10 protein-coding genes are annotated in these 12,549 nt (G+C 45.5%); all 10 read right to left on the bottom strand.

All coding sequences use genetic code 11. The features are described from left to right. Positions 1 to 46: 46 nt before the first annotated feature. Positions 47 to 898, bottom strand: coding sequence for a 3-deoxy-8-phosphooctulonate synthase (gene kdsA, locus ACSF8X_RS05215; protein ID WP_500850844.1), 852 nt, complete (start codon positions 896 to 898; stop codon positions 47 to 49). Positions 899 to 928: 30 nt separating this feature from the next. Further along, complete coding sequence (gene kdsB, locus ACSF8X_RS05210) at positions 929 to 1,687, bottom strand: 3-deoxy-manno-octulosonate cytidylyltransferase (protein ID WP_500850843.1); 759 nt, start codon at positions 1,685 to 1,687, stop codon at positions 929 to 931. Positions 1,688 to 1,718: 31 nt separating this feature from the next. Beyond that, positions 1,719 to 2,438: an HAD family hydrolase gene (locus ACSF8X_RS05205; RefSeq protein WP_500850842.1), complete on the bottom strand. Its 720-nt coding sequence runs from the start codon at positions 2,436 to 2,438 to the stop codon at positions 1,719 to 1,721. 19 nt (positions 2,439 to 2,457) lie between these two features. After that, positions 2,458 to 4,326, bottom strand: a complete 1,869-nt coding sequence (locus tag ACSF8X_RS05200; protein WP_500850841.1) for a capsule polysaccharide biogenesis protein — start codon at positions 4,324 to 4,326, stop codon at positions 2,458 to 2,460. A 97-nt stretch (positions 4,327 to 4,423) separates the two neighbouring features. Then, entirely contained in the window at positions 4,424 to 5,362 is a 939-nt protein-coding gene (locus ACSF8X_RS05195) for a tetratricopeptide repeat protein (protein ID WP_500850840.1), read from the bottom strand. A 36-nt stretch (positions 5,363 to 5,398) separates the two neighbouring features. Beyond that, on the bottom strand, positions 5,399 to 8,917 hold the full coding sequence (locus ACSF8X_RS05190) for a capsular polysaccharide export protein, LipB/KpsS family (RefSeq protein WP_500850839.1): 3,519 nt from the start codon (positions 8,915 to 8,917) through the stop codon (positions 5,399 to 5,401). Positions 8,918 to 8,950: 33 nt separating this feature from the next. Next, on the bottom strand, positions 8,951 to 10,096 hold the full coding sequence (locus ACSF8X_RS05185) for a KpsE/RkpR family capsule polysaccharide export protein (protein WP_500850838.1): 1,146 nt from the start codon (positions 10,094 to 10,096) through the stop codon (positions 8,951 to 8,953). Next, positions 10,093 to 10,746 (bottom strand): ABC transporter ATP-binding protein, encoded by a 654-nt coding sequence (locus tag ACSF8X_RS05180; protein WP_500850837.1) that lies wholly within the window; start codon positions 10,744 to 10,746, stop codon positions 10,093 to 10,095. Before ACSF8X_RS05180 ends, ACSF8X_RS05185 begins: the two co-directional genes overlap by 4 nt. Continuing rightward, entirely contained in the window at positions 10,743 to 11,525 is a 783-nt protein-coding gene (locus ACSF8X_RS05175; RefSeq protein ID WP_500850836.1) for an ABC transporter permease, read from the bottom strand. Before ACSF8X_RS05175 ends, ACSF8X_RS05180 begins: the two co-directional genes overlap by 4 nt. Continuing rightward, entirely contained in the window at positions 11,526 to 12,515 is a 990-nt protein-coding gene (locus ACSF8X_RS05170) for a KpsF/GutQ family sugar-phosphate isomerase (RefSeq protein WP_500850835.1), read from the bottom strand. Positions 12,516 to 12,549: the final 34 nt, after the last annotated feature.

Here is a 12,549-nt window from a genome sequence, read left to right as displayed (position 1 = left end):
ACCAATAAAAACAAGGCGGCACAATAGTGCCGCCTTGCATCATGCATTAGTCGATGTCGATCGGGCTGAAGCTCTTGATCAAATCATCCACCTGCTTAACCTGGCTCAGGAACGCTTCCAGCTTGGCCAGCGGGAACGCCGATGGGCCGTCGCACTTAGCGTTATCTGGGTTCGGGTGCGCTTCCATGAACAGGCCAGCGATACCGGTTGCCATGCCAGAAAGAGCAAGATCAACTGTTTGGTCACGACGACCGCCAGAAGCCGCGCCCAGTGGATCACGGCACTGCAGAGAGTGGGTCACGTCAAAGATGATCGGGCTGCCCTTAGACGCCTTCTTCATCACGCCGAAGCCCAGCATATCAACAACCAAGTTATCGTAACCGTGCAGCGCACCGCGCTCACACAAAATGATTTGATCGTTACCGCACTCAGCAAACTTCTCAACGATATTGCCAACCTGACCCGGGCTCATGAACTGCGGCTTCTTCACATTGATCACCGCGCCGGTCTTGGCCATTGTCTCAACCAAGTCAGTCTGGCGGGCAAGGAAAGCCGGAAGCTGGATTACGTCAACCACCTCAGCCACAGGCTGAGCTTGGTGCTGCTCGTGAATGTCGGTGATGATTTTCACGCCGAAGGTATCCTTCAGCTCTTGGAAAATCTTCAGGCCTTCTTCCATGCCAGGTCCACGGTAAGAGTGGACAGACGAACGGTTCGCCTTGTCAAACGATGCCTTGAAGATGTATGGGATACCCAGCTTCTCTGTCACTGTGACATAGTGCTCACAGATCTGCATCGCCAAGTCGCGCGACTCAAGTACGTTCATGCCGCCGAACAGGGCGAACGGCTTGTCGTTGGCAACTTCGATATTGCCGACATTAACTGTCTTTTGGTTCATTATGGTTTTCCGTTTGATCAAATCTGGGATTTACTGGTTAGCGATAACAGCACGAACACGCTCAAGATCTTCCAGCGTATCAATACCATGTTCTGGGGCAACGCACGCCTGATCGACAACAATCCCGATACCGTGTGCTAATGGGCGAAGCTGCTCGAGCTTCTCAAGCGCCTCCAGCGGGTGCTCCGGCAGTTCGGTAATCGCCTTCAGGGTTGCCACGCGGTATGCATACAGGCCGATATGGCGGAAGTAATCACCAGCTGGCAGTTCTACCATCTCAGGCTGGTACTCATCACGCGGGAACGGGATCGGCGCACGGCTGAAATACAACGCTTTGTTGTTCTCGCCCTTGGCAACCTTCACCACGTTTGGGTTCATGAAATCTTGAACTTTCTCAATACGCTGCATCAACGTCGCAATACCAGCGGCCGGATGCGCCTCGAGCAGCTGTGCCACCTGCGACAATAACGTGGCAGGCATCAGCGGCTCGTCACCCTGTAGGTTAACCACGATATCACCGTCGGCAAAACCTAGTTCGGTGGCAGCTTCAGCCAAACGATCCGTGCCAGAATTGTGCGACGCCGAGGTCATTACCGCCTTGGCGCCGAACTCAGTCACTACCTTGTAGATCTCATCATGGTCAGTCGCAACATAGACCGAATCGGTGATCTCAAGTGCGCGCTCAACAACATGGGCAATGACTGGCTTGCCTGCCAGATCAAGCATCAACTTACCCGGCAGGCGGCTAGAGCCAAAACGCGCAGGGATCACGATATGTGTTTTCGACATGTGTATTCCAATATTCTTACAACAATATAATTTACAGAGCCGCAAGGATCGCAGGCAGCTCAGTTGCCGTGCGTACCGTATAGCTCGGGGTGATATCGCCCGGCTTACCGTTGCCGGACGCATCGACCCACACGCTGGTGATCCCCATTTGGTTAGCACCGGCAATGTCACTCGGCAGCGAATCACCGATATGGATCACCTCTTCAGGTTTCGCCCCGGCCAGATCCAACGCTTTTTGGAAGATACTGGCTGCGGGCTTTTCCTCCGGCTCGTCACCGCCGACAATGATGTGGTCAACCCACTCCGACATGTTGACGGCCGCCAACTTCGGATACTGGGAGAACGTCGGCCCGTTGGTGATCACCACCAAGGTGTAACGCTCACGTAGCGATGTCAGCAACTCGCCCACCCCCGGGAAGAAGGTGAACGCTTCCATCCGCTGGTGATCAAAATATGCCTGCGCGGCCTGCGCCGCCGCCTCGTCAACCTCGACATCCTGCTCGGCCAGCAGGGTACGGATCAAACCGCAGCGAAACGCCGCTTCGTTCGGCAGCAGGGCAACCAGCTGGGGAAACTCGGCATTAAGCTGCTTGTAAACCCCGGCAAGGTAACGCTGGATAAAGCGTTGCTCGTCAGTAAGCTGCGGGTACGTCTCTTTCACCCAGCGGGCAAAGGCCTGCCCCGCCAGCTTGTCAGCCTCGGATGTGCCGCAAAGGGTCTCATCCATATCGAAAAAAATCGCCTTGAGCAAATCAATTTCCTTCTTGTTGCTATGCTCTCAAACCAAGTAATACTTCACATTTATGTTTGATTGCTTTCAAAAATAAAAGACTATTCAATGTTAAATCTTTTACCTCCACTGCCCCGCATTTCATCTGCCGTACACGCTCAATAGCCTGCTCGGCGCTGCATGCACGGCGGGTCAGCGGATCAACATAAGTCGGGTAGGCAATCAGTGCAAAATACACCAAGCTTTCCAGACTATGACGACGCACCCGTCGCTCGCACGCCATCATATCGCGGGTCAGCCCCCAACCGGCATAGAACGGCATGCCGTAGGTTGTCACCTGCTTGCCGCGCAGCAGTGCCTCGAACCCGGTCAGCGAAGTCATCGTATGCACCTCGTCAACCTGATCAAGCAGCTGCGCCATGGCAACGTCCGTCTCAACCCTATCCGCCACGGCAGTGAAGTCACCTTGCCACTGGCCCTGATCGCGCTGCCCGGCGACCACATCCGGATGCGGCTTATAAATAATATAGGCATCCGGCTCGGCATCACGTGCCGCCCTGAGCAAGGCCTCGTTGGTCGTTACCTCAGGCGAGCCGCAACGGATAGAGGCATCACTTTCCACCTGACCCGGCACCAGGATGATCTTCCGGCCCGCTGGTAAATCCAGCACAGTATCGGTACCGACATTGTATTTGGTTAGGTTGGCAGCGAGCAACTGAGTGATAAGCTGCCGGGCGCGCCATTGTGCCCAGTCTGAACACTCTGTGTTGTTAAGGGCATATTCCAAATCACTTTCGACCCGGGCATCAAAGTAGATCCCTCGGCGATCGCATACCAGAGAAACCGGGCGGTTAAAGTGAACCCCTAGCCCCACCGAACGGATAAAGCCATCCTCGATACAGAAGCTGGCCTCATCCGGCTCACCCCTACCCCAACGAATAGCCTTGCCATTGGCCGACGGCGCAAAGCGCCACGCCTGCAGGTAATCACCGATCCAGCGCTGCTTCCACCACGACAACCGTGAAAGGGAGACCGCCATTTCCGCGTTTGCCTGCAACGCGAGCTGATCGCTCATATAGCTGATGATCTGCTCTATCTCGCAACGCTCACCCAAAATCGGGTCAACATAGCGGGCATACTGGATATAGGCGGCATCGAATACCTGCTCGAGGGTACGCGGCTGACTACGGCGTTCGCAGCTTTGCTGATCGTGGGTTAGCCCCCACCCCGCATAGAACGGCATACCGAAACAATGCACCTGCGCCCCGGCCATCAGGGCTTCGAACCCCATCAGGCTAGATACGGTATAAACGTGCGTCGTTGTTTCCAGAAAATCCCACGGATTTACCGGCTCGGCATACAGCTTTACGTTCGGATGCTCAAACGGCAACGGGTACAAAAAGCCCTTTTTCTTGCCGTGCACCACATCAGGATGCACCTTCACCCAAACAGTCTCGTTCGGATGGGCTTCCACCGCGCTGCGCAGCATCTGAACGAATGTATCCTGATCAGCCATCGCGCCCACCACAGAGGCATCGCCTTGAGTCTGGTCAATCACCACTACCTTGGGGGCTGCCGCCCGCAACTGCGGGTCACTTTGGTTCTGGTTATACTTAGACAAGCGATAATCACGAATAGCCGAGATACAACGGTGGCTTCGCGCCACCGCATCGCCTGCCAGCTCCCCATTGGCAGCAATCAGCTGCTCTAATCGCGAAGGCTGGCGGGCATCGTAATAGATGCCTACTTCGTCAACGACCAGGCTCAGAGGCTGCGCGCCGGCAACCCCCAACCCAATTGAACGCAAAAAGCCGTCTTCCAATGCAACATACGGCAGGTTATGCGCAGCGGCATAATCCCTCGCCCGCTTGGCGGTTGATTTAAAGCCCCAGCCAATGACACTACTCACATCACCTTTTTGAGGTGAGTAGTGCATAATTAGGTCATAAGGTAAAAATAAATCAACATTAGATATAGCTGATATTCCTCGTGAGAAACATAAACATTTATGCCGATGTTGCATTGTTTCTGATCTTCTCAGTTAGTAATTTATAGTGCTGTTTACTATTATAAAACTTATGATTTACTGCCAATGAACGCTTAATAAATTTCAATGCATTTTCATAATCATTTTTTTGATGATAGATAACACCTAGTCGATTAAGAGCAAATCCATAATCAGGATACTTATCGACTAACATATGTAAGAATTTAACATCTAACATATCCTTATCAACCATCATAGAGAATAATAAAAGGTCTCCTGATGATAAAAAGTTAGCCATTCCTCCAGAATTCGTAATTCTAAAATCACCAGAAATAAAATTATGGATATAATTAACAATACTCCAATCTTCATTAAGTTTTTCTGGAACATTGTGTCCTGAGGATTTATGGCTTATTATTTTTATGTTTGATTTCTGCTCTTTAACTCTTAATGCTGTGTAAGAATCAACTAAATCATATTCACCAAAAAACAAAACACCCTTTTTATCAGTTAAAAGGTGAATAATATCCGTCCCTGAACTTACATCTATATCAGTTTTATTTAAAATTGATTTAGAATTAGACAGAAGTAATGGTGACTCCAAAGAAAATAAAACATAGCTATATGGCACTGATATTGAAATATTCTCAGTGCATCTAACAGCCCCATAAGCCCCCATAGAAGAACCAATAAAAATCACATCTTCTATATTACTATTAATAACAATATCATTGATAATGCCAGATAATATACTTGCCGTATCAATAACATTATCAGCTAAACAATCTATACCATTTACATACCAATCATCTTTGGTATTCCTGATAAATACAGCTGAATTACCTAAAGAATTTATAGTTTTAAAAAAACTAAATTCATCAGGTTTAGAACCAATTGATGTGAATACAACTAATAGCGTCTTACTATTATCGTATAGAACTGTTTTGATATTTTCCATTATAATAAAGGGCACTATTGCTAGTGCCCCACATAATTAAATAAAAAACTTAACCATAGAAGATGATAACTTAGACACCATGCGACCATGAACTTTTTTATAATCAAACAAGAAAGACATTGCTTTTAGCTTCTTATTATTTGATGCCTTTGTATACAAATAAGGGTCATTAGAAAACTTCAATAATTTTTTCGCAACTCTTGATTGATTACTCTTAACTTTAAGCGCAGGCTTAACAACCTTGTTTGTATTATGGTTATTCTTTTGCGGCTCATTTTTTCCAAAACTGGAAAATAGGACTTTTGCTCCTTGCTTCCATTTTGATTCCGCAATTAACTTATCCATCAAAACTTTATCAAGTGGCTTATCTTTTGTAACACCAAACTTTGTATAATCACAAACTAAGCTAACAGAGCCACCACCAAATGTATTTTCAACTTCAAAATTTAAGAACATTTCAGCATCTTTAGCCTTAGGATATTCTGCATAACGAGAAATAATCGAAGATGCTACAATTGCGGGGATGTTTTCTGTATTACCTTTACTTACAAAATATTTATACCAATCGGAAAAGAATGCTCTGGCACCAATATGTATATCATTTAACAAATGAACACGTTTCTTTTCTTCTTCAGCATCAAGTAGATGCATTACTCGATCGGAGCCTTTACCTGTAAACTTAGTTAAACTTCCTTCAGGCGAACTTAATGCAGATTCAAAAATAAACACATGATCATTTAAAGAATGCCTAAAACCGTTTCTATGATCATCATAGTTCGCTAAATAACCTTTATAAATATCACCATCAAACAAGCTTTTAGCATGCAAATGTGTCAAAAAGTAATATCCAGGTAAGCTTTCTAATTGAAGCATTCTCTTTAGATAGTATTGCATAGAGCCACTGTAGCCAATATCAATTACAGCGGCTTTATTATCTTTAGTATCTTGAATGAATCCACGTTCGTCTAAATAGTCTAAATATGATTCTCTTTCTGATTTTGCTGATGACAATATAACATCTTGAATTGAATCAAGATATTTAAGCAAAGATGCAAACCTAAATTTTGGAGACACTATTGATTTCTTATTTAAACCAAACTTCTTCGCTTCACTTTCTAACTGTTCAGACCACTCCAGACCAAATCGAGAGACAATAAAGTCTTCTAAACTTCTTTCACTAAAGCTCTGAGAAGCAATCTCATTAATATCATCTAATGATGATATTGAAGCCACCATAGCAGCTCTTCGCGATGAATATAAATACTCTACTTTAATGTTTGATTGAGGATAGAGTTGCTCATATGCCTGCTTAAATAACCAACCATCTCTTGAAAGGAAATAGGCAACTTCGATACCATCGGAAGTTAACTCCTCATGTAACCATTGTGCGAAACCTGTCACTAATGGACCGATTGCTGCATATCCATATTCAAATGGATGGCCATGAAAAGCTGATTTTTTATCTACATAGTTCCAATGAGGAAAATAAAATCTATTAGCAATTAATCCATTAATATGACTCGTTAATAAACTGCGTGTTCTAACTGATGGACCCATTAATTCAGAAATAGCAGATGCACGATAATTATCAATTGCTTTAGGGAATGTATAACAATTCAATCCATTAAGTTTAGCCATATCTCCATCTGCTGTTTTATTATCACCAATATGAAGACAACGACTAGATTTAACATCATCACCAAATTTATCAGTCAGCAACTCTAAATATTCTGGATATATTGTTCCATTATGTTTTCGAGTTCTGGTTTCAGCTGAAACCAATAAAATATTATAATCAGTAATTCCACATGAAGATAGTATACCCTCAATCTGATCTTGTGTTAAATAAATATCAGTAATAATCGAAGTGCCGTAATTTATCAACTTTGTTAAGTTGAACTCTTCAATCATTCTTCTTTTGGGTTTTACATTGTCCAGTTCAACCTGATATTCAATTTCTTTGATTTGGTCACAAATTAATTTACTTAGCCCAGTTAAACTAGAGAAGGTTTCATAAATTTCATCTAGAGTTACTTCAAACTTACCGCCTGTTGGACGACGAGTATCAGCCTCTGCAGTACGCCTAAAATAAACAAAATCAAAGTTTTTATTATTTAATAGTTTTCTAACTTTCTTCTCAGCCACATAAAATAACTCATATGGTTCAAAGACACTACGCTCAACTAAAGTATCAAACAAATCAAAAGAGACATATTTATTCGTACATAGAGCCATTCTTAAATAATCAGGCTGAATATCAACACTTGATTCTTTAATTTGTTTATCTACAGCCCAACCTCTAAATGAATCATTTAGTTCTTTTTCTACCTGAGCAGGTTCCTTCTTGATGTATATTAATTCAAGCCCTTCCATTCCTTGTTTATGCTTAAATAATAACTCTTCTAATATACAACTGTAAGATTTACCATCAAAAATATCAAACTTATAATTAAGATGTAGCTGACTAATCAAATGATATAATACAACATCATTATTTACAGCATAATGATTTTCAACCAGACTATAAAACTCAGATTCACTCTTAATTTTTGATAAAGGTGAAATCTGAGAATCTCCTAATACCAGGAGAGGTTTCTGCCATAACAAAGCTTGATAGCCAATAGATGACGAAACTGTCAATACACCATCAACATATGGCAACAAAAATTGCGATGACGATGGAATATCCTTATCAAGGAAAATAGCATTAGGGTATGTATTCTTAATGAATTCTCTTTGTTCTTTATTGAACTGTTCAGAATAACCATGCTCTGTAACAATAACACCTGTATTCTCAGGAGTTTTTGACAAAACATCAACAGCCATTTCATACTGCGACTGATAATCAGTGCAAGCATCAAATGCAAAATAACCATCAATTTGAGTTGCCAACAATACTAACGAATCAAATTTTCCTTTATAAACTTCAATTTCTTTCTTAAATGGGAAATTTTTCGATAGATTATGTAGAACTTTTCGTCTAAATCTCTTTAGTACATCCTCTTCATCAGAAGATAATTCATTAAAGACAAGGCTATCTATGTATTTACTTAAAAAACTATGGCCAAAGATACCTTCTGCATCTAGTACACAAAATGAAGGGAAGGGAGGTCTTGAAAAACATCCAAACATTTGATTCAAATGTAATGAATTTGGATATAGCTGTTTTAACAACCCATTGTTAGATTCATATGTTAATGTTAGATCAGGTTCAAAATCACCTAATTTATCTTTCAACAAACATTTAAAACTATCAGAAACATCCTGATTGTAGTTTCCATTATAAAAGTTAATTGAGTTTCTATATGAATCATCAGAAAAAACATTAATTATTGATTTTCTATCAAGAACAATCATGTCTAAATGGCTAAAATCCACACCTTCCATGATAGCCATATCATAAACATCTTCACTTACTACAACCTTGATATTGTAGTTATTATCATGTTCTTTTAGACCTTTGGACTCAGGAACAATTATACTTTTTAATGTTGCAAATCTAAACGTGCTATTTCCAAGTTCAACTTGCGGCTCAAGATAATAAAGAATATTCACAAACTAACCTTCAATCAAATCAAATGTAACTGGTCACACCCAACCAACGTGCTCTCTAATAATTCCCAGTCCCAACAGGCCAATTGCCCAGCTCATCAAACTGGCAATCAATACGGTGACAACCGACTTTAGCCGCTGCGGCTCGATGGCCTCATCTGGGTGAATTGGCGCCACAAAGGTCGCCAAATAACGGTGCTTGCGCGCCGCTTCAATTCGGGCGGCTTCAAGGGAAGCCAGCGCCGAGGTATAGGCCTTTTCGGCGAAGGTACGTTCCACCAACAAAGGCTCGTAATCTGCAAATACCCCGCTCAAGGCTGGCTGGGTTTTGCTGTCTCCGGTAATATTCTGCTTCTCGTGCTGAATTTGCTGGGTGAGTGCCTGTACCCGGCGGGTCAGGTTCACTACAGCCGGGGCGCGATCGTCCATGTAACTGGTCAAGGCGTTCAGCTCGGCATGGGCCTTGGCAAGTTGCACTTCCAACTCACCAATCAGCATCATTTTGGCACTGGCGGTTTGAGTTGGGTCAAGGTCTTTCACCTCATTGCGAAAATCGTTCATCGCCACCCGCACTGCGGTTACCCGGGCTTCTGCCCGCGCCACTTCATTTTCAGCAAAGGCAAGATCATCGGTTCGTGCCACCTCAGAGAGGTTGTTGACCAGAATCTCACTTTGATTCAACACCGCTTCAGCCAATAGTTTGGCATCGTCGGCGCTGAATGCCCGTACCTTCAAAGTAATGATGGTGGTGGTCGGGTCGTAAGACACCGTGACCCGCTTACGCCAATAATTTAGCTGTTGCTCTTGGGTCGGCTGATAGCCCATCGCCGACAACCAGTCAGCATCGGGGTGGTTAAACATGGCGCGCAAATCCACCTCTTTGCTAATGGCACGTACGATGTCTATCGACTGTATGTAATCTTGGACAATGTAAGAATCTGTCGCACTGCCACCTTGCGCCGGAATACCCGCCAGCCCACTCAGCAAATCAATCTGCTGCATCTCGTTGCCCTTAACGGCAAACCGAGTTTCAACCACGTAAAGGCCCGCAGCGATAAAGCTGTAATAAAAAGCCGCTAGCAACGTGGGTAAAATCACCATCAACAAGAAGCTGCGCTGCTTGTTGTTACGGTTTTTCCAGACCTTGTTAAGGAATAACTTGTACTTTTTCTGTAATTTCATTTTGAAAGTGTCAAATAGTTATCTATCGCGTCATTGATATCTTCGTAAAACGTCAGCTCACCGCCAGACAATACCAACCCCATGTCGCAGTGCTCTTTCAAGGTCGGCATACTGTGCGACACCATGATCAAGCTGGATTTTTCGCTGCGCGCCTTAAAGGCATCACGGCATTTATCCTGAAAGCGGCGATCCCCCACCCCGGTGATCTCATCAACCAGATAGCAGTCAAAATCAATGGCCATCGACAGGCCAAACGCCAATCTTGCCTTCATACCCGAGCTGTAGCTGCGGATCGGCATATCCAAGTAGTCACCCAGCTCAGAAAACTCCTTGACGAACTCGGTCACCAGCTTGATGTCGGCCCCGTAAATCCGGCTGACAAAACGCAGGTTCTCCGCACCAGTCATTGAGCCATTAAACCCACCAGCAAAGCCCAATGGCCACGACATTTTGACGTTACGCTTAATCACCCCTGTTGTCGGCGCTTCAGAGCCAGCAATCATCCGCAACAAGGTGGATTTACCGGCACCGTTAACCCCCAACAGGCCAATGTTTCGGCCTTTGGGAAAGTTAAGGGTACAGGGCTTTAACACCTGCTTTTTGCCACTGGCAGTACAGTAGGTTTTAGATACGTTAATAAGCTCAATCATAAATTGCGTGCTTTATGTCGGGTGTATTGGGTAAGGGCAAGGCCAAGCAAGAACATCACCGCGCTGCTGGCCACGGCGTAGCCGTAGTTGATGTAGGTGTTCTGATAGGTCGAAAAGAAACCGCTACGCACCCACTCTACACATTGGAAAATTGGGTTCCACTGTAGATACTCCCGCGCCTGCGGCGGCAGGCTGGCTGCAGTGAAGAAAATACCGGACAAAAAGTAAAGCGGACGGTTAAAGGCATTGAAAAGCTTGTCCCAACTATCGAAGTAAATTCGGATTGCCGAGTTAATCATCCCAACCCCTGTCGAGAAAACAATCAACACCAGTAAACCCATCAATACATGAAACAAGTCATAAACAGCCAGCGCTTTCCCCATTAACTGTAGTGATGCCACAATCAACGCGAATACCACCAGCATGGTGGTCGATTCCAACAAGGCACGCCCCATCAGAACATCAAACGGGGTCACATGGGGATATGAAAGCAGTGCCTGATTGGCACCGAGCGCGCCAGATAGACGTGACGATATACTGTTATAGATCATCCAAGGCACAATACCGGTGGTAAAAAACACGGCCAAATCACCACCGACCGGCGATTGCCGCCCCAATCCGGAGAAAATCGCCACCAGTACCAACACCTGAGCCAACGGTTCAAACACCGCCCACAAATAACCAATCTGGCTTTTGCCATATTTGGCGAGGGCCTCACGTAAAATCAGGGCGTAGAGCACCCGGCCCTGCACCCTTAATGCTTGTCTTAACTCGCCCATTTAAATATTCAGCAACTGAACCAGACCGACTACTTTGTTGCTGTCGCTCAATACCACCAATGACGAAACCGCATGCTCACGCATTTTCTCTTCGGCATCAGAGAGCATTTCTGTGTCGAAACAGGTCTTCGGGGTGGCGGTCATCAAATCACACGCTTTGAGTTCGCTAAACGCCGCTTTTTCAGCCAGCGCCCGACGCAAGTCACCATCGGTAATAATGCCCTTGAGCGTGCCGTTGTCGGTGACAATAGCGACGCCCTTACGCCCCTCGTTCATGGTGATCACAATCGAGGTCATCGCATCGTTAACATCCACCAGCGGCAGGTGCTCTTTGACCATCACATCACGGACCCGGGTCAGCAGGCGGCGGCCCAGCGAGCCCCCCGGATGGAAGCGGGCAAAATCGTTCGGCTGGAACTGGCGCATTTTCATCAAAGCAACGGCCAGCGCATCACCCAAGGCGATGGTCAGAGTGGTTGAGGTGGTCGGTGCCAAATTGTTCGGGCACGACTCCTGCGACTCAGCCAGCAGCAAGGTCGCATCAGAATTATTGCTCATGGTTGAATTGATTTTGCCGGTGATAGAAATGATCTTATTGCCGAACAGCTTGAGCGACGGGATAAGCTGCAACACCTCGTCGGTTTCACCGCTGTTGGAAATCAGGATGATCACATCATCACGGGTGATCATGCCCAAGTCGCCGTGGAAGGCTTCACTTGGGTGCAAGAAGAAGCTCGGGGTACCAGTCGATGCCAAGGTTGCCGAAATCTTCTTCCCGACATGGCCGGATTTACCCATGCCACAGACAATCACATGCCCCTGACACTCGGCCATATAGGCAATGGCTTTTTGGTATTGGCTATAGTCAATGTTATTCGCCATCAGTTCCAGCGCCGAGGCTTGATGGCGAAAGGTGCTGACAATGGAATCGAGGGCTGATTGCCGCTCGGTGGACACTGAGTAGTAATCGTTTATATCAAGCGTTTTCATGACTGCGCCTCCTGGCTATCACATTACCGCCGTG

This window comes from Photobacterium panuliri (assembly GCF_059920555.1).
The sequence above is the reverse complement of the archived record's forward strand: the minus strand, read 5'-3'. Positions and strand labels throughout refer to the sequence as shown.